Annotated in this window: 25 protein-coding genes; 17 read left to right on the top strand and 8 right to left on the bottom strand. The window is 57.5% G+C overall.

The window, feature by feature from the left end; all coding sequences use genetic code 11:
- Positions 1-107 precede the first annotated feature (107 nt).
- The 5 genes from BN1128_RS17740 (at position 108) to BN1128_RS17720 (ending at position 6,912) form a co-directional block, all read left to right on the top strand.
- On the top strand, positions 108-1,271 hold the full coding sequence (locus BN1128_RS17740; RefSeq protein ID WP_042871159.1) for an efflux RND transporter periplasmic adaptor subunit: 1,164 nt from the start codon (positions 108-110) through the stop codon (positions 1,269-1,271).
- Positions 1,268-3,208, top strand: coding sequence for a MacB family efflux pump subunit (locus tag BN1128_RS17735; RefSeq protein WP_042871157.1), 1,941 nt, complete (start codon positions 1,268-1,270; stop codon positions 3,206-3,208). Before BN1128_RS17740 ends, BN1128_RS17735 begins: the two co-directional genes overlap by 4 nt.
- Positions 3,205-4,578, top strand: coding sequence for an efflux transporter outer membrane subunit (locus BN1128_RS17730; protein WP_042871155.1), 1,374 nt, complete (start codon positions 3,205-3,207; stop codon positions 4,576-4,578). The genes BN1128_RS17735 and BN1128_RS17730 overlap by 4 nt, the downstream gene beginning before the upstream one ends.
- A 153-nt stretch (positions 4,579-4,731) precedes the next feature.
- Complete coding sequence (locus BN1128_RS17725; RefSeq protein ID WP_042871153.1) at positions 4,732-5,538, top strand: siderophore-interacting protein; 807 nt, start codon at positions 4,732-4,734, stop codon at positions 5,536-5,538.
- Positions 5,539-5,805: 267 nt separating this feature from the next.
- Positions 5,806-6,912 carry a 3-deoxy-7-phosphoheptulonate synthase gene (locus tag BN1128_RS17720; RefSeq protein WP_042871278.1) on the top strand — a complete coding sequence of 369 codons (1,107 nt, stop codon included), beginning with the start codon at positions 5,806-5,808 and terminating at the stop codon, positions 6,910-6,912.
- Between the two features lie 590 nt (positions 6,913-7,502).
- Here the strand turns inward: BN1128_RS17720 and BN1128_RS17715 are convergent.
- Both BN1128_RS17715 and BN1128_RS17710 read right to left on the bottom strand, forming a co-directional pair.
- A complete protein-coding gene (locus tag BN1128_RS17715; protein WP_042871150.1) occupies positions 7,503-7,913 on the bottom strand; it encodes an H-NS family histone-like protein in 411 nt (136 codons plus the stop codon).
- Between the two features lie 402 nt (positions 7,914-8,315).
- Complete coding sequence (locus BN1128_RS17710; RefSeq protein WP_042871148.1) at positions 8,316-8,738, bottom strand: GNAT family N-acetyltransferase; 423 nt, start codon at positions 8,736-8,738, stop codon at positions 8,316-8,318.
- A 186-nt stretch (positions 8,739-8,924) separates the two neighbouring features.
- On the opposite strand from BN1128_RS17710, the gene BN1128_RS17705 reads away from it, so the two are divergent.
- Positions 8,925-9,425 carry an SRPBCC family protein gene (locus tag BN1128_RS17705; protein ID WP_011706794.1) on the top strand — a complete coding sequence of 167 codons (501 nt, stop codon included), beginning with the start codon at positions 8,925-8,927 and terminating at the stop codon, positions 9,423-9,425.
- A 45-nt stretch (positions 9,426-9,470) separates the two neighbouring features.
- Here the strand turns inward: BN1128_RS17705 and BN1128_RS17700 are convergent, their stop codons facing one another.
- Positions 9,471-9,953, bottom strand: coding sequence for a hypothetical protein (locus tag BN1128_RS17700; RefSeq protein WP_042871147.1), 483 nt, complete (start codon positions 9,951-9,953; stop codon positions 9,471-9,473).
- Between the two features lie 279 nt (positions 9,954-10,232).
- Between BN1128_RS17700 and BN1128_RS17695 the strand changes: the two genes are divergently transcribed.
- Positions 10,233-10,481: a DUF3297 family protein gene (locus tag BN1128_RS17695; protein WP_042034019.1), complete on the top strand. Its 249-nt coding sequence runs from the start codon at positions 10,233-10,235 to the stop codon at positions 10,479-10,481.
- Between the two features lie 162 nt (positions 10,482-10,643).
- Here BN1128_RS17695 and BN1128_RS17690 read toward each other — a convergent pair whose 3' ends face one another.
- Complete coding sequence (locus BN1128_RS17690) at positions 10,644-11,630, bottom strand: phage integrase (protein WP_042871144.1); 987 nt, start codon at positions 11,628-11,630, stop codon at positions 10,644-10,646.
- Positions 11,631-11,720: 90 nt separating this feature from the next.
- Positions 11,721-12,020: a helix-turn-helix domain-containing protein gene (locus BN1128_RS17685; protein ID WP_042871142.1), complete on the bottom strand. Its 300-nt coding sequence runs from the start codon at positions 12,018-12,020 to the stop codon at positions 11,721-11,723.
- 122 nt (positions 12,021-12,142) lie between these two features.
- Between BN1128_RS17685 and BN1128_RS17680 the strand changes: the two genes are divergently transcribed.
- From BN1128_RS17680 to BN1128_RS17645, 9 genes are all read left to right on the top strand, one after another.
- On the top strand, positions 12,143-12,463 hold the full coding sequence (locus BN1128_RS17680) for a Cox family DNA-binding protein (RefSeq protein WP_244464619.1): 321 nt from the start codon (positions 12,143-12,145) through the stop codon (positions 12,461-12,463).
- The gene (locus tag BN1128_RS17675; RefSeq protein WP_042871140.1) at positions 12,460-12,882 is read left to right on the top strand and encodes a hypothetical protein; all 423 of its coding nucleotides are present in this window, start codon (positions 12,460-12,462) and stop codon (positions 12,880-12,882) included. The genes BN1128_RS17680 and BN1128_RS17675 overlap by 4 nt, the downstream gene beginning before the upstream one ends.
- 39 nt (positions 12,883-12,921) lie before the next feature.
- Entirely contained in the window at positions 12,922-13,104 is a 183-nt protein-coding gene (locus tag BN1128_RS17670; protein WP_042871138.1) for a hypothetical protein, read from the top strand.
- The gene (locus BN1128_RS25590; protein ID WP_156140471.1) at positions 13,104-13,319 is read left to right on the top strand and encodes a hypothetical protein; all 216 of its coding nucleotides are present in this window, start codon (positions 13,104-13,106) and stop codon (positions 13,317-13,319) included. The genes BN1128_RS17670 and BN1128_RS25590 overlap by 1 nt, the downstream gene beginning before the upstream one ends.
- Positions 13,312-13,578 carry a helix-turn-helix domain-containing protein gene (locus BN1128_RS17665; RefSeq protein ID WP_042871274.1) on the top strand — a complete coding sequence of 89 codons (267 nt, stop codon included), beginning with the start codon at positions 13,312-13,314 and terminating at the stop codon, positions 13,576-13,578. The genes BN1128_RS25590 and BN1128_RS17665 overlap by 8 nt, the downstream gene beginning before the upstream one ends.
- Before the next feature lie 103 nt (positions 13,579-13,681).
- On the top strand, positions 13,682-13,918 hold the full coding sequence (locus tag BN1128_RS17660) for a hypothetical protein (protein ID WP_042871135.1): 237 nt from the start codon (positions 13,682-13,684) through the stop codon (positions 13,916-13,918).
- Positions 13,915-14,346, top strand: coding sequence for a hypothetical protein (locus BN1128_RS26335; protein WP_244464618.1), 432 nt, complete (start codon positions 13,915-13,917; stop codon positions 14,344-14,346). Before BN1128_RS17660 ends, BN1128_RS26335 begins: the two co-directional genes overlap by 4 nt.
- The gene (locus tag BN1128_RS17650; protein WP_042871133.1) at positions 14,343-14,627 is read left to right on the top strand and encodes a hypothetical protein; all 285 of its coding nucleotides are present in this window, start codon (positions 14,343-14,345) and stop codon (positions 14,625-14,627) included. The genes BN1128_RS26335 and BN1128_RS17650 overlap by 4 nt, the downstream gene beginning before the upstream one ends.
- A complete protein-coding gene (locus BN1128_RS17645; RefSeq protein ID WP_052445535.1) occupies positions 14,627-17,230 on the top strand; it encodes a replication endonuclease in 2,604 nt (867 codons plus the stop codon). The genes BN1128_RS17650 and BN1128_RS17645 overlap by 1 nt, the downstream gene beginning before the upstream one ends.
- 258 nt (positions 17,231-17,488) lie before the next feature.
- Here BN1128_RS17645 and BN1128_RS17635 read toward each other — a convergent pair whose 3' ends face one another.
- The gene (locus tag BN1128_RS17635) at positions 17,489-17,683 is read right to left on the bottom strand and encodes a hypothetical protein (protein WP_042871129.1); all 195 of its coding nucleotides are present in this window, start codon (positions 17,681-17,683) and stop codon (positions 17,489-17,491) included.
- A gap of 468 nt (positions 17,684-18,151) precedes the next feature.
- Between BN1128_RS17635 and BN1128_RS17630 the strand changes: the two genes are divergently transcribed.
- Positions 18,152-18,406, top strand: a complete 255-nt coding sequence (locus BN1128_RS17630) for a hypothetical protein (RefSeq protein WP_042871127.1) — start codon at positions 18,152-18,154, stop codon at positions 18,404-18,406.
- Positions 18,407-18,960: 554 nt separating this feature from the next.
- On the opposite strand, the gene BN1128_RS17625 is transcribed toward BN1128_RS17630, so the two are convergent.
- Positions 18,961-19,344 carry a DUF6979 family protein gene (locus BN1128_RS17625; RefSeq protein WP_042871125.1) on the bottom strand — a complete coding sequence of 128 codons (384 nt, stop codon included), beginning with the start codon at positions 19,342-19,344 and terminating at the stop codon, positions 18,961-18,963.
- Between the two features lie 178 nt (positions 19,345-19,522).
- Positions 19,523-19,777 carry an ogr/Delta-like zinc finger family protein gene (locus tag BN1128_RS24900; protein ID WP_082030466.1) on the bottom strand — a complete coding sequence of 85 codons (255 nt, stop codon included), beginning with the start codon at positions 19,775-19,777 and terminating at the stop codon, positions 19,523-19,525.
- Between the last annotated feature and the right edge of the window lie 2 nt (positions 19,778-19,779).

The following is a 19,779-nucleotide window of genomic DNA, read 5'->3' as shown; positions in this document are numbered from 1 at the left end:
ACAAGGCTATCTACATGTTTCCTTACATATTCATCGCTGTTTTTTAAGCCTCGTTTGCTGCAGGATATTGCCCTTGCACGCCTTCGCACGTTTCTTTCAGGTGATAAATGAACATAACCCCCAAGCAGCGAAAATTTGCCCTGCTCATCTTGCTCCCGCTAGCTGCCATCTCCTGGCTGGCCTGGCCGAACAAGGCCCCCGAACCGGTGCTGAGCGCGCCCGTGACCCGCCAGGATGTGGAGCAGACAGTGCTGGCAAGCGGCGTCCTGCAGGCCATAGAGCAGGTGGATGTGGGTGCCCAGGTCTCGGGTCAGGTGACCTATCTGGCGGTCGAGGCCGGACAGCGTGTCAAGCAGGGGGACCTGCTGGCCGAGATAGACCCGCTGATCGCCCAGAACAACCTCAAGACCGCCGAGGCAGATCTCGCCAGCCGCCGCGCCCAGCTCAAGATCAAGCAGGCACAGCTCAAGCAAAACGAGCTGGCCTGGCGTCGCCAGCAGCAGATGTTCAAGCAGGAAGCCAGCTCCCGCGCCGATCTGGAGAGCGCCGAAGCCCAGCTGGCGGTCACCCGGGCCGAGTTGCAGAGCGCCCAGGCCGAGATCGAGAATGCGCTGATCAAGGTGGATCGCACCAAGACGGAGCTGGGCTATAACCGCATCCTGGCCCCCATGGATGGCACAGTCGTCAGCATAGTGACCCGCCAGGGCCAGACCCTTGCCGCCAGCCAGACGGTGCCGACCCTGCTCAAGCTCGCCAACCTGGAGACCATGACGGTCAAGGCGCAGATCTCGGAGGCGGATGTCACTCGAGTCAAGGCCGGCATGCCGGTCTACTTCACCCTGATGGGAGATGCGGACACTCGCTATCACGGTACCCTGCGCACGGTCGAGCTGGCCCCCACCAACATCAACGAGCAGGCCACCAGCACCACGGCCACCAGCAATGCCGCCGTCTACTACTACGCCCTGTTCGACGTGCCCAACCCGGACCACACCCTGCGGGTCGCCATGACCACCCAAGTCACCATAGTGCTCGGCGAGCGCAAGCAGGTGCTGACCATTCCGCAGACGGCCCTTGGCAAGAAGCTGGGGGAGAACGAGTACGAGGTCACTCTGCTCAAGGATGACGATCAGAAAGAGACGCGCCGCATCAAGACCGGCATGAAGGATGACATCAAGGTGGAAGTGGTCAGCGGCCTGAGCGAGCAGGAGAAGGTCACCCTGAACCAGGGCAAGCCGGTCAGCAACGATGACATGGAGATCATGCTGTGAGCGAGCCGCTGATCCAGCTCCAGGGCATAGAGCGACGCTATCAGAGCGGGGAGCAGGAGGTCACAGTCCTGCATCCGCTGGACCTGACCATAGAGGCGGGGGAAATGATCGCCATCGTCGGCGCATCCGGCTCAGGCAAATCCACCCTGATGAACCTGCTCGGCTGCCTCGATCGTCCAAGCGCGGGCCGGTATCTGTTTCGGGGGCAGGACACAGCCACTCTGGATGCCCTCTCCCTGGCCCGGTTGCGCTGCCACCACTTTGGCTTCATCTTTCAGCGCTACCACCTGCTGCCACACCTCAATGCCGCCGCCAACGTGGAGATCCCGGCCGTCTATGCCGGCGCCTCCCGTCCCGAACGGCAGGCGCGCTCCCAAGCCCTGCTGGCACGGCTGGGCCTGAGCGATCGCAGCCATCACACCCCGGGCCAGCTCTCCGGCGGCCAGCAGCAGAGGGTCAGTATCGCCCGGGCGCTGGCCAACGGCGGCGAGGTGATCCTGGCGGATGAGCCCACAGGCGCCCTCGACAGCCAAAGCGGCAAGGAGGTGATGGCCATCCTCAAGGAGCTGCACGCCCAAGGCCACACCATCATACTGGTGACCCACGACATGGCGGTAGCCAGCCACGCGGATCGCATCATCACGCTGCGCGATGGCCGGGTGCTGGAAGATAGCGGCAAACCGGCCACGGCCACAGCCCCCCTCACGTCTGCACCACCCGCCGCCAGGGCCGGTGGCAACGACTGGGATCGCTATCGCGAGGCGGGGCGCATGGCGCTGCACGCCATGCTTGCCCACCGCATGCGCACCTTCCTCACCATGCTAGGCATCATCATAGGCATAGCCGCCGTGGTGAGCGTGGTCGCACTCGGTCAGGGCACCCGCGCCAAGGTGATCGATCAGATCAACGCCATGGGCACCAACACCATCGACATCTTCCCGGGCAAGGATTGGGGGGACGAGAAGGCTGCCAGCATCCAGACCCTCAACAAGCGGGATCTCGATGCCCTGCTCGGCCAGCCCTATCTGGAAGGGGCCAGCCCCCAGATTGCCTCGTCGGGTCAGCTGCGTTATCGCAACAAAACCAGCAGCGGCAGCATAGTGGGAGTCGGCAGCGACTTCTTCCGGGTCAAGGGGATGAAGCTCACCAGTGGCCGCCTGTTTGACGAGCGCGATATCCAGAACCGGGCCGCGGTGGCCGTGGTGGATGGCAAAACCATAAAGAGTCTGCTCGGCGAGGAAGATCCCATCGGCCAGGTGGTACTGGTTGGCACCCTGCCGGTGCGCATCATAGGCGTGGTCGAAGAGGAGACGGGGTTTGGCCGCAGCAGCCAGTCGGTCAATGTCTGGTTACCCTACAGCGCCGTGATGAGCCGCCTCATCTCCCAGAACCACTTCAGCCAGCTCACCATTCGGGTCAAGGACGGGGTGCAACCCGCCCTTGCCGAACAAGCCGCCATCGAGCTGCTGACCCAGCGTCACGGGGTGAAGGACTTCTTCACCTTCAGCAGCGACAGCATCATCAAGTCTGTGGAGAAGACCACAGCCACCATGACGCTGCTGGTCTCCGCCATCGCGGTGATCTCGCTCATCGTCGGCGGGGTCGGGGTGATGAACATCATGCTGGTCTCGGTGGTGGAGCGTACCCGCGAGATAGGGATCCGCATCGCGGTCGGCGCCCGCCAATCCGACATCTTGCAGCAATTCCTGATCGAGGCGGTGATAGTGAGCCTGCTCGGCGGCATGCTCGGGGTCGGCGTCTCCCTGCTCATCGGCCTGCTCTTCTCCCTGTTCGTGGAGAGCATACAGATGCAATTCTCGCTCTTTTCCATCCTGATGGCATTTGGTTGCTCCTCGCTCATCGGGATTCTGTTTGGTTACCTGCCCGCCCGCAATGCCGCCCGGCTCGATCCGGTCGAGGCGCTGGCGAGGGAATGACGATGCACAACTTATCAAGACTGGGGCTCTGCCTCGCCCTTGCCGCAGGCGTGAGCGCCTGCAGCCAGCAGAGCACCTATCACAGACAAGATCTGGCGCTGGCCCCGAGCTGGCAGCAGCCGGACGACGGTCTCACCCGGCAGCAAGCCGGCCTCTGGTGGCAAGGGTTCCATGATCCGGCGCTGGATCAGCTGGTGGAGGCCGTACTGGCCGCCAACCCGGACATGCAGGTCGCCGGACTGAGGCTCAGAAGCGCACTGCTGGGCGCAGATTATGCCGATACCAACCTGACCCCCTCGGTCAATGCCAGTCTCGGGGGCAATGGCACCAAGGATCTGAAAAGTGGCAAGGCCAGCAGCAGCATGGGTCCCACCCTGGCCCTCAGCTACGAGGTGGATCTCTGGGGCCGGCTCGCCTCGGCGCGGGATCAGGCGAGCTGGGAAGCCCAGGCTTCCGCCCAGGATCTGGCAGCCACCCGTCTGATGCTGATCGGCAAGGCGCTGGAGCAGTACTGGCAACTGGCCTATCTCGGCTCGGCCGTCAGCCTGGGCGAGCGGCAACTGGCAAACTACACCCGCGCTGAACAGCTGACCCAGGCCAAGTACCAGGCCGGCGCCATCACCCGGCTCGATCTGGTGCAGGCCAGCCAGCAGAAGGCGGGCAAGCAGGCGGAACTCAGCTCGCTCTTGATGCAGCAGGAACAGGCCCGCAACGGACTGCGGCTGTTGCTCGGTCGCAGCAGTGGCCCGCTGCCATTTACCCCGACCGCACTGACGACGACGCCCGCGCCATCGCTGGCGGTCGGCATTCCAGCGGATGTGCTGGCACGGCGCCCCGACGTGCGCGCCGCCGAGCTGCGCCTGCGCAAGACCCTGGCGAAAGGGGACGAGATCCGCACCGGTTTCTATCCCAGCTTGAGCCTTACCGGCGGTGCCAGCAGCACCTCGGACACCCTGACTCAGGTATTGCAAAATCCGGTGGGCACTCTGGGTGCCACCTTGGCGCTGCCCTTCCTCGAATACAACAAGACCCGGCTCTCCATCGCGAGCTCAGAGCTTGATTACCAGATTGCCGAAACCGAATTTCGCAAGCAGCTTTATACCGCCCTGGTCGAGGTGGAAGACGGTCTGGCCGCCCGCCATCACGGCGAGCAGCGCCTGAACTATCTGGCCGAGCAGCTGACGTTTGCCAAAGAGGCGGAACGGCTTGCCAAGGCTCGCTTCCAGGCCGGTGCCACCGGGGTACAACCCTGGTTGGATGAGCAGAACCGGCTGTGGGATGCCGAGCTCTCCTTGCTCAACCAGCAAAAGGAACAGCTCAATACCATGGCCAGGATCTACAAGGCGCTGGGGGGAAGCGATCGCAGCTAACCCAACGCCTCGTTACGCCGCCACTCATGTCATGAGAGGCGGCGTTTTTCTTCCCTGTTCATGCCCCTTTCCTGACGGGCTGCCACACAAAGCAATTGATAATAGTTTTCATTTCATGAAAAATGGGCGCTATTGTCAGTCAGGAGTATCCATATGTCTCAGCCCACCCCGGTCAATCGTCCTCGTCTGCTCACGGTCAAACACGTCCGGGATGTGAGCCCGCACCTGCGCCGAGTCTGCCTGACCAGCCCGGAACTCGCTGACTACCCCTTCACCTGCGGCGGCGCCCATATCAAGATCATGCTGCCCCAGCCGGGCCAGGCCCATGCCGTGCTGCCCACGCCCACCCCGCAAGGGCCGCGCTGGGAAGACCCGAGCCAGCGCCCCATCATGCGCACCTTCACCATACGGGCGTTTCGCCGCGAGGCGCTGGAGCTGGACATCGACTTCGCGCTGCATGGCGATGCCGGCCCCGCCAGCCGCTTTGCCCTTGAGGCCCAACCCGGCGATCTGCTGGCCATCTCGGGCCCGGGCGGCCCGGATCCCATGCTGCAACCCGCCCGGCACTACTACATGGCGGGGGATCTCACTTCCCTGCCCGCCATCAGCGCCATGGCGGAGGTGATGCCCGCCGACGCCCAGGGCCATATCGCCCTGCTGGTGCCCTATCAGGAAGATGTGCAGGCTCTGTCGCTGCCGGCCGGCGTCAGCTTGCGCTGGTTTATCGGCGCCCCCGAACAAACAGAGCCGCTGGTGGCGTATTTCACCGCCCTGCCACTGCGGGAGCAGGCAAGCTACTTCTGGTTCGGCGGTGAAGAGGGGCTGGTGGTGCCCTTGCGCCGTCATGTCAGGCGCACCCTGGAGGTGGATCGCACGCGCGTCTACGCCGTGCCCTACTGGCGTCAAGGCAAAGATGAAGAGGCCTATCACCATGCCCGTCACGACGTGATGGATAGCTGATCCCCCACATTTTTCCTCCCATTATCAAGCTCATGGCCTGCCGGTCATGGGCTTGATGGCTCTCTGCCCGCCCCCGTTTTACCCCTCGCCCCCCATTCTGGTAATCAGCTCGGTTGTGCTTGCATTTGAGACAGACAACAAGATAATGATAATCACTCTCAACAATAAACAGTGATGATGCCCCATTGCAGCACCCTCGCCATGACCTCAAGGGTCGGGCAGCGCGCGCACGTCATTCACTCCCGTTTGCACAACAAGGTAATCCAGATGGCAGTTTTGAACTCGGTAATGCGCGCCTTCGCGGTGGAGGCTCTCCCCACTCCTGCCGACCTGTTGGCACTTCATCCCTGTCCCGCCCCGACCACGGCGCTGATCGCGCACCATCGCCAGCAGGTTCGCCAGATCCTGACGGGAGAGGACGATCGACTGCTGGTGGTGATAGGCCCCTGCTCAATCCATGATCCGCTCGCCGCCCTCGATTACGCCCAGCGGCTGGTGCGGCTTGCCGACGCCTATCAAGACAGGTTGCAGATAGTGATGCGCACCTACTTCGAGAAGCCCCGCACCACGGTCGGCTGGAAGGGGCTGGTGTTCGACCCCCATCTGGATGGCAGCAACGACATAGGCCATGGCCTGCGGCTGGCGCGCCAGTTGCTGCTCGACATCAACCGGCTGGGGCTGGCCACCGCCACCGAGTTTCTCGATACCACCAGCTTCCTCTATCTGGCCGATCTCATCAGCTGGGGGGCGATAGGCGCCCGTACCACCGAGTCCCAGGTGCACCGGCAGCTGGCCTCGGCCCTGCCCTGTCCTGTCGGCTTCAAGAACGGCACGGACGGCAATATCCGGGTGGCCATCGATGCCATCCAGGCCAGTGAAGCCTCCCACCTGTTTACCGCGCCGGGCAGTCAGGGCGGCATTGTGGTGATCAAGAGCGAAGGCAACCCGGCTGGCCACATCATATTGCGCGGTGGTACACGCCCCAATTACCACCAGAGCGACGTGGAGGATGCCGCCGAACGCCTGACGCGGCAGGGTCTCAGCCACCGCCTGATGGTGGATTGCAGCCACGGCAACAGCCAGAAGCTGCACAAGAATCAGATCCGGGTGGCAGGGGAGCTCTGTCGTCAGCTGGGAGAAGGCAGCGACGCCATCGCCGCCGTCATGGTCGAGAGCTTCCTGCAAGGGGGCAGCCAGAAGCCTGCGCCCTTGAACGAGCTCGCCTACGGCCAGTCGGTCACCGACGCCTGCCTGTGCTGGGACGATACCCAGACCCTGCTCGCCATGCTGGCCGATGCCGTGGAGGCCCGCCGCCAGCACAGCGTCAAGGTCCAGCCAAGCAAGGCGCTCTGGAATACCCAGCTGGCCAGTTGAACCCAGGAAGGCTCCCCCTGCGGGAGCCTGATGGCCCCTGCCTTTCCCTTGCCATGCCGCCCCCTAGTCACACCAGTACGACTAGGGTGATCCGTTCAGATTGAAAATCCTGGATATCCGGATCCGCAGCGGATAAAGAAAATATCCCCAGCCATGATAAACAACCGGTATAGCGGGCCCCCATTATGCTGCGTCAGATAAAACTGAAAAACAGCTGGCTTAATGGCACAGACAACCCCAATGAGTAAAAAAGAAGCGCGGCTTGCTTGCGGGCAGCTTAATGCCCCCTAATTTTCTGGGGAATGACAGAGAAGAATATGTACCGGGCTATATGAGTCCAGCAGATTGTCTCTCACGAGTGGTCGACAAGCGTGCTGCAATAAAATAGAGCGCAACATCACCACCCAGATGCGGACGGATCACAATTAATCGGCCAATAAAGGAGGCAAACACATGGACTGAAGTGATGCGTCACACGACGACAAACGGGGTTGTACAAAATGAGTGGGGAATTGACAGGAGAGAGTTTTGGTGAGCACAAATAATAATGCCGCCTCGCGGGCGGCATCATTCATGACAGATCCAATGGATCAGATCAGGAAATCATTCAGATCCTTGCCCAGCGCAACTTGCTCGGCAATGGCTTTCGGCATACGGCCCTGACCGGTCCAGGTCTTCTCCTGGCCGTCTTCCTGATACTTGTACTTGGCGGGACGCGGAGCACGCTTGCTCTTGGTCGCGCCAGCAGCGGCAGCCGGTGCAGCGGCGCTGTTGATCAGCTCGCGCGGGTCGATACCGGCTTGCTGCAGCATTTCAGTGAACTCGCTCAGCTTGCGCTGACGCTCTTGCTGTTCGGCACGCTCTTGTTCAACGGATTCGGCACGCTCGTTATATACCAGCTCAAACTTTTCTTTCGCTTCTTGCAGCTGTTCAAACGGCAATTCACGTATGGCAGCGCGCAGGCTGCGAATGTTCAGCAGAACTTTAAGAAACTCGTTCATTACTTCCTCACAGAATTATTTTTGTTTGTCACAGGGATAACACAGCTTGAGAATAGCATGCCTGTCTGATAACAACATAATGATTTTATAGCTGCTGTCACTTTCTTAACAAAAACTATTGGCTGAATATGTCAGCAACTTTATTCATCTATTGGTCATTGCGCAAGGCCAGCTGATCACGCTCGGCACAATTCCCCCATACCGACCAGGCAAATAGGCATGGACTGCCTAGGTATATTTCTCATCACACTTGTGTCAGCTATTTTTACAATTGGCCACGGCTGTTAAAACCCATACCACCCACACGAGACTCAAGGTAGACGATTGGCGCTATATATTGTCGTCAGGGGCCCATTGCCCCTGACATTCGTCATCCTCATTTTCAGCTGCCGCTGACGAGCGCTATTCGAGGCTAAGTCGACGCCAGGGGCCAGTGATCTCGCAGTGACCCGTCTCCTCCGTGTTCTGCCAGCCCAGGCGATGGTAGAAGGCCAGGGCAGCCGTGTTATGGGTCGCCACCTTGAGCGAGGCCGGTTTCTGGAACGCCGCCAATCCCCGGGTAAGCAGGGCTCGCCCCAGCCCCTGACCATGCCAGTCGGCCGACACATAGAGATGATGCACGAAGCTCTCATCGCCCCAGACGGAGACAAATCCGCAGGGGGTACCGCCCTGTTCGGCCACCCAGATCTGCTCGCCACGGGTCTGCTCGTCGAAATCCTCCAGCCGAAAGTGGGAAGGATCTACCCAGTGAAAGGTCTGACGCCGCCCTTTCAGAAACAACTGCGCCAAGTAGGGAGTGTCTGTCTCTCGCATCACTCTGATCATCAAGCCTTCCTCGTCACTATGATCACCTGGCACCACTGTCGATGGATCGCCACATCATGTCAAATTGCCAGGCCAGCATGGCTGGCCGACGGATGGCACGGATGTGACACACCTCTGTCCATTTTATCGCCCGTGGGGCTATACTGCCTGAGTCCCATGTATGGATGGTTTGAGGCTCGCTGATTTATGGATAACAAGCAGATAGAAGGTAACATCTTTGTTCCGGCCCATATCGACGATGTCTGGCGTGCCTGGACAACCGAGAGCGGCCTGCGCAGCTTCCTGGCGCCGGAATGTCTGATGGTGCCCGAACCGAATGGTCCGTTCGAGATCTATTTCAGACCAGATGCCCCACTGGGTGAACGTGGCAGCGAAGGCTGCCGGGTGATGGCCGTCATGCCCCACGACCTGCTCAGCTTCAGCTGGAATTTCCCGCCCTCCCTGCCCCACATTCGCCTGCAAAAGACCCAGGTCAGCCTGCGGTTCGTGCCGGAAGGTCAGGGCACCCGGCTCTACTTCCTGCAAACCGGCTGGGCGAACGATCCTGACTGGGATCAGGGCTATGCCTATTTTCGGGAAGAGTGGCTGGAGACCAGCCTGCCCCGCCTGCAGTACCGCTTCACTCACGGCCCCATCGACTGGAATAACCCGCCGGACAAGCAGCAACTGAAATCCCTGGCCCAATAAAGCCCATAGTAAAACACCGCCCACAGGCGGTGTTTTACTATGCGGTTACTGACAATGCAGCATGGGCGTCTCATCCAATAGCCAGGAAATCCAGCGCCGTTTTGAATTGAGCACGAATCCTTCATCTGCCGCTATGCCTTTTACTATGTAACCATCTGCGACACGATGCTCCGCCAGCGCAACAAACTGCCATTCGTTGCTATTAATGCGCTCCCCCTTGATTAAGGCCTCGCTTAACCGCTTATTCATCACAATGATTGACAACCCCTCCACAGCGTCTATCCCCAGCCCGGTATTCGCAACACTACCCACGACAACCGGCACTTTGATCGTACAGTGACGCCCTTCGCCATCAACACGGGTATAGCTCCCCTCACCAACCCTCCCCTGTAGCCACAACAGTTTCCCCTGGGTCAGACGCTCTACCGACAAAATACCCTGCGTCCCCCTGGGGAATTGGTGGATATTGACGGCGTCAGCGAGTGCGACCGGACATATCAGCATGAGTAGCAAGAAACGATACTTCATGATGCCGGCCTAACGCCCAGCGCCTTCAGAAAACAAAGCGAAGCACAGCTCAGGTGATACACAGTTGGGCATGATCGCAAGCATGAAACAGCAGCCAGAAGCCGGCAGGTCTGCGACTTGGCGGTGACGGAAGATGAAGGCCGCATCGTCCATGAATACGCAGGTTCCGTCTCGCATCCAGCATGGAAGAGGGGGTTGTTGCACGCATTATGGCCACCTTGAATGCCATGGCGGCATTCTCTACAATGACGCACTTTTTATCCATTTCAGGTCATATTGATGAGCGATACCAACACCAAGCCGGCACTGCCGGATCGCCTTGCAGGCAACCCGCGCAGCCCGCACCATGTCGCCGCCTGTTTCGAACACCAGATTGGTATTCGACTCAATGGCAAAGAGCGCACCAACGTCGAAGAGTATTGCATCAGCGAAGGCTGGGTAAAAATCCCCTCCCCCAAGGCGCTGGATCGCCGCGGTCAGCCCATTCTGATCACCCTGAAAGGCACCGTTGAGGCCTTTTATCTCTAAGTGAGTCAGGCGCCTGTCGTCTACAGGGTAAAAAACCAAGGCCACCGTCCGGTGGCCTTGTATTGTGCCCGCGGCTTAGATTACCTGCCGAGCTTTCCGGTTTTACTGCATTGGGGCCCATTGGTGCCCATGTAAAACCATCTGAGTGTGGACGCGATGTGGTCACAACATGGCGAGTTTACCTCCCAGAGGATTTAGCCTTACCGCATCTTGTAAGTAGTCAGGAGCAAAGTGCGCATACGTCATGGTCTGCTGAATGTTAGCGTGCCCCAAAATCCGTTGTAGCGTGATGATATTGCCCCCATTGATCATGAAATGCGTCGCATAGGTGTGCCTCAAAATATGCAACGCTTGGCCTTTCGGAATGTTTGGCTTCACTGTCCGAAGTGCCTCCCTAATAAGGAAATAGTTTGCCTGGGAAAAAAGCAGGCTAGTACCATTACCCATGATGAATTGTTCCACCTCCTCCGAGATAGGCACTACTCGTTTGCGGCCATTCTTGGTCTCAATGAAAATAGCCCGCTGGTTGATTACATGTTCGGCCAGCAGACCTGCCGCTTCGCTCCACCGTGCGCCTGTGTTCAAACAGAACACCACAATTTTCAAGTTATCCCCGGACAAGATCTCCAAAAGTGAGGCTATCTCTGGGGAGGTTAGATAGCTCATGGCCGTGGGGGCTACCTTCAACTTGCGAACAGCACTCAGAGGGTTGTCACCATGAAACAGCTTCGCCGTTATCAAGAAGCTAAACATCCCGCTTAAACAGGCGATCTCACGGTTCACTGTGCTGGCCTTGTTACCACTCAGCAGGCGATTTGCACGATAGGCTGCGATGCTCGACTCATCTATCTGAAACGCACAAACAAAGCCCAGTCCCTCTGCCACTCGCTCCAACATCTTTTTATTCCTGGCACCCCACTTGGCGTTCTGCCCGAAGTAGAGCCACCACTGACGGATCAGCTCAGACAAGGGGCGAATATCTTTTGGCTTGCTGAGCCAAGCTTTGTCATGCTGATTTGCCAGCACATGCCGCTCAAATGCGGTTGCCTCGTGCTTTTTGAAAAACTTCCGCCGGATCCGTTTTCCCTTACGACCCTGCGGTCTCACGTCCACTTCGTACCGACCATCATCGAGCTTCTTAATCGACATGATGAAGCCCTCCGGTACTGCTTACATTTCCTAGCGACTCACAGCTGATACTTTGCGCATTTATGAATGATAAAAACGCTAGGTGAACAGTTAGCCAGTCTTCTGGTCTGAGTGTGGCGAGGTTGTTGCGTCTTGCCCAGAGTGTGCGAGAACCGGCGCGATTTGACCGGATTCAGGTGCGACCTGGTCGGTCAAGAACCAGAGCGCATATTTTTGTAATCGTGGATGCTGAAAGATCTTCATCACAACCTCAGCCGAAGGGGCATTACGCCCGTTTTCGTAATACACATAAGTGCTATACACAACTCCAGTCATCTCAGCGAAATCCTTCTTATTTAGACGTTCAGACTCCCTGACTAACGCCAGTTTCTCCTTAATCCCTATTGACATAAATTGCGTATCCTCTATCTTATGGCTAATCAACAACTTTAGTGGCGATAAGCAACCACCACCATTTAAGCCCATTACAGTCCACTGTGGCCCATTAGAAGGCTAACCGGAGAGGATATCAGATGAATGCATCAATCAAAAATGACCAGCCAGTTAGCGCGATGTGGGTGGTGGCGGACCCAATCATCAGTCCATCGGACGTCGTATCTCGCCAAGCTTTCGCGAAGATGATTGGTAAATCTGAAAAGGCTGTACGAGGAATGATTGAAAAAGGAAAGGTACCGGTCATCGAAATGAAGGATCCGCACAACCCCTCCTCGCGGGCCGAATACTGGGTGTACCTGCCTGCATGGAATGCAGGAATGAAAAAGGCATTCGAAAGTCGCCCCAAAGAAATCCGCGAAGGGTGGTTACGTTGGTTAGGGTTGGAGCCTGCTTTATGAACCCCCGCGAAGATTATCCGGCCCTGCTCCGGGCCAAACTCCTACAGAGCAAGTCCCAAGTCCCACGCTACTGGCGCGAGGCAAGCCAGAAGCAACGTGAAGCTATCTGCTTTACCGCCCAGTTGCCGTTCACGTTTGCAAGGGAAGTATTGCCTATCGGCCGGGCCGACAAAGAGGCCATTCGTCAGGCGGTGATAGACCTCGGATTACAGGATCTCTTCCATGGACGCATGTCGGAATATGAGTGGCATACCGGCTGCCTACCAGAGCTGCAATCAGAAGAAAAACCAAGAGAGGAAACCGGGCCGGCCGAGCGGCTGGCGAAGAGTAAGGGCTTATTGATGACACTGGTCAATAACCCACAAACCGCAAATTGCGGGCAAGAAAAAACCCCGGTCAACGGCGCTGCAAACGCCTAACGGGGTTCCTATCAACAAGTCTGTTCAGGAAGTATTGACATGCACATATTACCTATTCGTCACGCCGTCCGCAATGCTCGGCTCCAAAACCGCAAGATGGCGGGCAACGCTGGTCGCCACCTCAAAACGAACCCTGACCGTATCGCCGTCGCCGAACGCCCCGCCGCCATGGCGTGGGGTGGCCTGTGGGCATTGGTCAACCACCACAAAGGGGGCCTGTGATGGCCTTCCATCCCATCAGCCCCCGCGCTGCTGGCCACGGGGTGCGCTGCACCCTGCTGGTCTTACGGCTATCTGCCTGGGTGCCAATACCGTCCGCACGAGCTCATAGCTACGTCGAACGCCAATACGCCCGCGTCGCAGTGCGCTGGTTCGACACCCATTGCCATCTCAACGCCATCGCCCACTACTGGAGCCACCGCCATGTCCATGCCTAACACCTCTGAGTCCATATCTGATCTCAACATTGAGGCCAGTGTTCGTCTGCGCCACCTACGCGAAATCCTAGGGCTGAGTCGTCCCAAGTTCGCCGAAAAGCTGGGGATCCCGCCTACCACCCTCAAAAACTACGAGCTCTGCTATCGCGAGATCGGCGGTGGGCTGTTCTTGAAGGTTGCCAATCACCCTGAGCTGATGGTGCACACCTTCTGGTTGCTGACCGGTGCAGGCCCCCTGCCAAGTGGTCCCAACCGCTAATACCGTCAACTCGCTCAATCAATAACACCTGGCCGGTTCGCCGGCCTTATCGCTGAGCCTCTATGCGTGGGGGTTCATTGATAACCACTACGAGGGAAATGCTATGGATATGTCTGCGCTCTCAGCCGGGATCTGCTCGACGGCCAACACCGTCATCAGTTCATACCGGCCATCAATGTCCGATGCTGAGCTGTTCTGCATCAGGGTGGCCCTGGAGGCCCTGATTGACTTAGCTGCTGATTATGGCCTTGTCGTCGTCCGTCAGCAGTTGCTAGACATGGTCGGCAGAATTGAGGGCCGCAGACACGCCCGCCGCATCGAGCAGGAAGTAGCAGCATGAGCGACGCAATTAAGATCGCCAGCCAGGCACCCAAGCTGATCGAGGGAATGTTGGCTGACATGTTCGCAGCCCGGGCTGATGACAATCGGGTTTGTATGGGCAGCGTGTATTCAGGCCCGCAACACATCCAGATCCAGCTTGTGGCCACAAGCCGCCCAGATGCGCTGCTGGATGATGACAGTGGAGACGATGAGGACACCGAAGCCGGTGAGCTGAGCCAACAGCGCAGCAGTCTGTACATCCACTGGCTGACCTACCGTGCGGAATACCTTGCTGTTGATGTTGCCCCAGAGCTCCTGGCCCTGGGGGCGATCCGTTCTATCTACTGGCAAGCGCTCGGTCAGGGGGATACAGAACTTGCCATCGAGATCGGCAACTGGTGGGAAGAGTGCGCCCTACTGCATGGACTGGGCGAGGTGATCAGATGACCGAGAACACCCCGGATTTTTCAGCGCTGCACGCGGAGCTTGAGGCCGACATTGCCGCCTTGTCATTCATTGCCAAGGTACAGCTGGAAGCCCTTCGTCAGTGTCAGCGCCAGCTCCTTGCCTTGCGGGAGGCTCGCCTGCCAGCACCAAAATTCGCCTTGTGCCGCCTGCTCTTTGAATGCAGATGGACGCGCCGCGACCGCATGAAAGCGTTGGATACCATTGCTCACCAGGAGCGGTATCTTGCCCATCTGCGCTGTGATGAGCCGCTGCCGTTCTGATGCGGGACTACTACGCCGAGCTGTTCGACGCCAAGCCCATCCCACCCAAGCAGCCCGCTGCCTGGAAATTGGCCGCAGCCGTCAAAGCCCTGGCACGAAACATCATGGGAGCCCGGCGCGTGTCGCTGTGCTCCCTGAACCATTCGCGCCTCCCACCGGCTCGCCGTCCAGCCGCCGCGCAGGATCTCGATAGCCAGATAGCCGCCATCCGTTCCTATTTCGTCGAGATCCAGGGGGCCTACGATTTGGACTGGGCGCTTGACCTGCTGGAGCGTCCCATCCCCCGCGCCAACGGCGGGCCTGGGGTAGAACTGCCCAGAGAGCTGATCGCCGAATTGTTCGTGGGCTACTGCGCCCGCCGTGCCCCTGATGTGCTCAAAGGGGTGGCCATCAGCAAGGAGGCCAACCGCTGGCTATCAAGCCGCATCACCACTCTGCGCCAGGTACAGAACGTCATTCCCGAACCCCTCGAATCACTGCGTACCAAGGAGAGCCGCGAACGCCTGGCCGTCAACTACGTCGAGCGGGTTACCCGGCTGTTTAATGCCACCACCGATTTCGGTGCTGAGCAGGTACCGGCGATCCGTTTGTGGAAGGTGTGCCGCCAACCGCTGGCCGCCTGGGGCATGCTGCCTCGCATGCCCAAGTTCAGAACGGCCGCCAGCCGCGACGATTTCATTACCCACCACCTTATCCGCTGGCTTGATCCCAAGTGGTGGGTCAGGCGCCTGCGCAAAATATGGGACCAGTACAACGAGCACTGCGCCATCCTGCTCGGCAAAGTGCGCAAGGGGGTCTCGGCCTACGTATCAAGTCAGGGCTTGCAAGCCTTTATCGAGCGCCAGCGGATGGCCGCCGCCTGGCTCAAAGACATGGAAGCCTATAACACCCAGGATGACATCATCATCAGTCTGGAAGATGCAGTGAAAGCCTCCATCGCCAACCCACAGAACCGCCGCCATGAACTGGTAGTGCGGGCCCGGGGCTTTTCTGATGTGGCTGACGAGATGGGTTATGTGGGCCTGTTCTTCACCTGGACAGCACCGAGCCGTTTTCACCCCTGGAAGACGGTGAAGGCTTCCCAAGCCGGCAAGGCCGACAGCACAACAGAAAACCCCAAGCACGATGGTTCCTCCCCCCGCGATGCGCAGCACTACATCAGCGAGCTGTGGAAGCGCTGCCGCTCTGCCCTCGATCGCAACTTATCACTGCGGGGGGAATTCCTGATGGAAGACCCCATCGACTATTTCGGCTTTCGGGTAGTCGAGCCCCATCACGATGGTACGCCCCACTGGCATTTGCTCATCTGGGTCAAGCCAGAATACCAGCACCGCCTGATCGGTATCCTGCAACGTTACGCCCTGAGCCATGACAAGGATGACCTGGTGCGCAAGCGCCACCCCGACAGCAAGCAACCCTATAGCGATATCAAACCGCGATTTGACTGGAAGGTGATGGACCCTGAGAAAGGCGGCGCTGTGGGCTATATCGTCAAGTACATCGCCAAGAACATCGACGGCCACCGGGTCGGTGACGAGGGCGACCTGGAAGCCGAAACCGCCGCCACCGAAGGCGCCCGCCGGGTGCGGGCCTGGGCCTCGCTCTGGGGGTTACGCCAGTTCCAGCCCTTGAAGGGCCCACCGGTCGGGATCTGGCGCGAACTGCGCCGCCTGCCTGGCCGCCTGCAAGAGGCCAAGGGGATCCCCGTTGCACCACTGGCCAGCCCAGTGATGGAAGAGTGCCGGCGCTATGCCGACGCTGTGGACTGGAAGAACTTCACCCAGGCCATGGGCGGCCCCTGTTGCCGGCGTGATGAACGCCCCCTAAGTATCCATCGCACCGCCCTTGCCGAGCACTACAACCAGTACGGCGAACTGCAAACCAAGCTTGTTGGCGTGCGGGCCACTGACGGCCTTATCCAGCAAACCCGCTCAGGGGAATGGGTGCTCCGTAAATGTGGCTCACACACAGCCCCAGGGGCTCCGGCTGGGGTGTCTGTTGGTGTGGGCGAGCCCCGCGAGTTAAATGTTTGCGAGCAACGCGAGGGTCTTTCCCCCCTTGGAGCTCTGGCAACAACTGTACGCAACGATCTCCGAGGATCTAAAGAGGATCCATTGAGAGGAGCAAATATATTCCATTTGGGGCTATGTGATGAAGAAGTGGCCATGGTCCGGCGCGGCTTGATTGTCAGAACGGGGGACCGGTCAGTTTACATCCGGGGTGGCGAGTTGAAAGTGACCGAACGGCACCCGTTCGAATCACCAAACGAGCCATCACCGTATCAAATTGAAGCCGAAGCCAGGCGCCGGGAGGCAAAACGTCGGGCAGAGCTCAAGGATGTGCGGGGCCTACTGGCCCAGTCGGGAGATCCAGCGGCCTGGCTGGCCAGCATGACAGCCACCGGCGCCGATGATGCCCTGGTGTTGCTGGATGCCCTGGGGGACGGTGACGCCGAGGCAGCCAGCGCCCAGCTTGACCGGCTGCGCGATACCATCGATCTGCGGACGTGGCCACAACCGCCAGTCGAGCACCACCGGGAGGCAATCGGCAATGCCGAGTTTTTCGGGGCACCCGCTGATGGTGCCGCGCTTTCCTGCTCGTAAACAAGATACGCACCACCTCATCGCAGAGACAACTAGAGCTCGCTTGGCCGACGCTCGCCCAGAGCATCGAGAGGCGTTAATTACTCACCTGATGAACAAGGCCGATGCAATGACACCGGACGGCGGCGACACCGTCGCATTCGTGGCGGATCGGCTGCTGACATAACTGGACCGGAGAAGGAAAGAAAGCAGAGCCGTGCTTACCATAAAACACGTTATCCGCAGTCAGGCTTTATGGATCCCCTGACGAACTAAACGCTACTCATCACGGTAAAGCCGGACAAATTTAAGCGCTTCTCGAGTGCATGCTTGATATACGTCTAGGAATTCTTTCCTCTTGGCCTCAAGCTCTTCGAATGACTTACCCGCCAAGCGCATAGCGTTGAGTTCCATATCAAATTTTTTCTGCTGCTCATCCAAGATGTGCTTCGCAGCATGGACATCGATGTGCATCTTTCCTCCAGCGTAAAAGATTGAAGCTTTACACCGCCAAAATGACCGTATAGGCAAACAGACCTACAAAATCCAGACGGTTCATTTTGACATTCGTTGTTGCCGCAAAGTCGCTAGTTCCTGTCGCAAAGACTCTACATAGATACGAGATATAGTTGCGCTTGACGAGCTATGGAGCCTACGCTTGTTCCAAGCGAGCAACTCAGCCTCTGCTTTTATAAGTGCTTGTTCTAAAAATAAAATATCTTCATTCTTGATCTTCATATAGATAGAGCCTTGCTTTTCAATGTTAAGAAGCGCCCTCTAGCTTGTGTGCCAATAACTAGCTTTATCGATACCAAGTTGATCACGTCTAAGATGTGATCAACTTCATGTTTTTCAGCAAAGAGTGTTCCATTTGAACGCCATTCATAGTCTATTCGATCTTGAGCCAATTAATATGGCCTTCATCAATAAAAGGAATTTACTATGAAAAAAACTTCGTTTGCTTTAGCCCTGATGCTGGGTACGTCCTCTTTCGCCATGGCAGCAACAACGACTGACGTTGTGAAAGCTCACGAGGATGCTGCCAAAATGCATCAAACCGCAGCAAAACATCACAAAAAAGCGGCTGAGCTTCACCATGCAGGTAAGACCGAAGATGCCCAAAAAGCTGCGATAGAAGCAAAGAAAGCATCAGAAGCAGCCCATCAGAAAACGCTGGATTCTACTAAACTTAAGTAATGTATATATTTTCTGAAAAAGCCGAGACCCTAGCAGGATTTCGGCTTTTTTTGATCAATTCGAGCTAACATTAAATCTCTAATGGTTACCGACCAACCAAGATAATAGATAACACCGATACTCTGTGGCTGACCATGGAGAGAGGATCTGTGATGAGATTTAGTTTGGTGAATGCCTTATCAGTAATTGCTATTATTATCGTTATTATATTGAGTAGTGCTATGACTGGGTGGGGAGTCGGCATCATACTTGTTTTTTTGCTAAAACATTCTCCATTGTGAACTCAATCCTTTCTGAGCACGGCAAGATGTTACCCTCTATTACTACTGGATAAGGTCCCCTGAATAAGAGGGGCTAGCGTGGTCTGCCCAGGTGGCAGCTAAGCGAAGCGCGGCAGTTGAAGACGGCTCATGGTGCTGGCGACTACAACTTGAATAATTTCAATTTGATATCACCCATATATAATTTGCTTATGAAGAACATTGTTTGTTCCATTGCACCCTAAAAGCTTGAAATGACTGAGCCTGAATTACCATAAAAGGTATTATACTCAATCAGGTTTGAATCAGACCTGCACCCCACAGAGCCAAAACAACGTCCATCTGGCTGCTTGGTAGGATCTTTCTTTCAGCCGTGGCCATTACTTTGTTCCAGAGAACGCTTGAACTAGGTGGGATATCACATTCATATTGAAGGATATTCACAGCCTTAACTGCATAGTCACGGTTCAGAATTGAGCGTGAATAACTACCTTTACAAATATCCTGAATCAGACCTTCACTGCAGAGCCCCAAAAATGTACTTTTTGGGCTATTTTTTCTCTGAGCAGAAACATTTGCGAAGTGCTCTTTTGCTGCCTGTTCCCAAGCCTCACGAGGCGTGATGGCTTTATCCTTACATAGCTTAGCAGCACTAATCGCCACATATCCGTAGCCCATACAACTCTCCATCAAAGTAAAGGACCCATGGAGGGCCCACTTACTTATACCAATTAATGAATTGAGCCATAAGAAGATAGGTAACTAGCGCAGTCTGTAACCTATCTTATTGTGGCCGGCAAGCGAAGCGCGGCAGTTGATAAGCGTAAAGAAAAGGGGTGCATGATGCCCCCCTTCTTCATTGCCCTAGGTTAAGCTCACGCTGCAGGGTCTGCCGCCCATCCGGGCTGAGTGAGTTGATAAGGCTCAAGGCCAGTTGGCTGGTCGTGCGCCCCGATGGGCTCAACGGATGGCTGTATGACATCTGGGACACCCAGCTGTGTCCGCATTCCGCGTCCGTACACTGGCAATACAGATCGGCGGTGTCACGGCTCAGACGGTGCGTCTTGGTGATGCGCCCCAACTCCCCACATTCCCGACAAAATACCCGCATGT

Source organism: Aeromonas piscicola (genome assembly GCF_000820005.1).
Classification (GTDB): domain Bacteria; phylum Pseudomonadota; class Gammaproteobacteria; order Enterobacterales; family Aeromonadaceae; genus Aeromonas; species Aeromonas piscicola.
Note: the sequence above shows the minus strand (reverse complement) of the source record. Positions and strands in the feature narration are given on the sequence as shown.

What these genes read in the sequence shown, in the direction of transcription:
- BN1128_RS17625 (WP_042871125.1), bottom strand. Translation starts at nt 19,344, where the DNA reads ATGGGCTACGGATATGTGGCGATTAGTGCTGCTAAGCTATGTAAGGAT.
- BN1128_RS17710 (WP_042871148.1), bottom strand. Translation starts at nt 8,738, where the DNA reads ATGATCAGAGTGATGCGAGAGACAGACACTCCCTACTTGGCGCAGTTG.
- BN1128_RS17690 (WP_042871144.1), bottom strand. Translation starts at nt 11,630, where the DNA reads ATGTCGATTAAGAAGCTCGATGATGGTCGGTACGAAGTGGACGTGAGA.
- BN1128_RS17675 (WP_042871140.1), top strand. Translation starts at nt 12,460, where the DNA reads ATGAACCCCCGCGAAGATTATCCGGCCCTGCTCCGGGCCAAACTCCTA.
- BN1128_RS17665 (WP_042871274.1), top strand. Translation starts at nt 13,312, where the DNA reads ATGCCTAACACCTCTGAGTCCATATCTGATCTCAACATTGAGGCCAGT.
- BN1128_RS17660 (WP_042871135.1), top strand. Translation starts at nt 13,682, where the DNA reads ATGGATATGTCTGCGCTCTCAGCCGGGATCTGCTCGACGGCCAACACC.
- BN1128_RS17670 (WP_042871138.1), top strand. Translation starts at nt 12,922, where the DNA reads ATGCACATATTACCTATTCGTCACGCCGTCCGCAATGCTCGGCTCCAA.
- BN1128_RS24900 (WP_082030466.1), bottom strand. Translation starts at nt 19,777, where the DNA reads ATGCGGGTATTTTGTCGGGAATGTGGGGAGTTGGGGCGCATCACCAAG.
- BN1128_RS17650 (WP_042871133.1), top strand. Translation starts at nt 14,343, where the DNA reads ATGACCGAGAACACCCCGGATTTTTCAGCGCTGCACGCGGAGCTTGAG.
- BN1128_RS17730 (WP_042871155.1), top strand. Translation starts at nt 3,205, where the DNA reads ATGACGATGCACAACTTATCAAGACTGGGGCTCTGCCTCGCCCTTGCC.
- BN1128_RS17695 (WP_042034019.1), top strand. Translation starts at nt 10,233, where the DNA reads ATGAGCGATACCAACACCAAGCCGGCACTGCCGGATCGCCTTGCAGGC.
- BN1128_RS25590 (WP_156140471.1), top strand. Translation starts at nt 13,104, where the DNA reads ATGGCCTTCCATCCCATCAGCCCCCGCGCTGCTGGCCACGGGGTGCGC.
- BN1128_RS17680 (WP_244464619.1), top strand. Translation starts at nt 12,143, where the DNA reads ATGAATGCATCAATCAAAAATGACCAGCCAGTTAGCGCGATGTGGGTG.
- BN1128_RS17725 (WP_042871153.1), top strand. Translation starts at nt 4,732, where the DNA reads ATGTCTCAGCCCACCCCGGTCAATCGTCCTCGTCTGCTCACGGTCAAA.
- BN1128_RS17715 (WP_042871150.1), bottom strand. Translation starts at nt 7,913, where the DNA reads ATGAACGAGTTTCTTAAAGTTCTGCTGAACATTCGCAGCCTGCGCGCT.
- BN1128_RS17720 (WP_042871278.1), top strand. Translation starts at nt 5,806, where the DNA reads ATGGCAGTTTTGAACTCGGTAATGCGCGCCTTCGCGGTGGAGGCTCTC.
- BN1128_RS17635 (WP_042871129.1), bottom strand. Translation starts at nt 17,683, where the DNA reads ATGCACATCGATGTCCATGCTGCGAAGCACATCTTGGATGAGCAGCAG.
- BN1128_RS17630 (WP_042871127.1), top strand. Translation starts at nt 18,152, where the DNA reads ATGAAAAAAACTTCGTTTGCTTTAGCCCTGATGCTGGGTACGTCCTCT.
- BN1128_RS26335 (WP_244464618.1), top strand. Translation starts at nt 13,915, where the DNA reads ATGAGCGACGCAATTAAGATCGCCAGCCAGGCACCCAAGCTGATCGAG.
- BN1128_RS17705 (WP_011706794.1), top strand. Translation starts at nt 8,925, where the DNA reads ATGGATAACAAGCAGATAGAAGGTAACATCTTTGTTCCGGCCCATATC.
- BN1128_RS17740 (WP_042871159.1), top strand. Translation starts at nt 108, where the DNA reads ATGAACATAACCCCCAAGCAGCGAAAATTTGCCCTGCTCATCTTGCTC.
- BN1128_RS17700 (WP_042871147.1), bottom strand. Translation starts at nt 9,953, where the DNA reads ATGAAGTATCGTTTCTTGCTACTCATGCTGATATGTCCGGTCGCACTC.
- BN1128_RS17645 (WP_052445535.1), top strand. Translation starts at nt 14,627, where the DNA reads ATGCGGGACTACTACGCCGAGCTGTTCGACGCCAAGCCCATCCCACCC.
- BN1128_RS17685 (WP_042871142.1), bottom strand. Translation starts at nt 12,020, where the DNA reads ATGTCAATAGGGATTAAGGAGAAACTGGCGTTAGTCAGGGAGTCTGAA.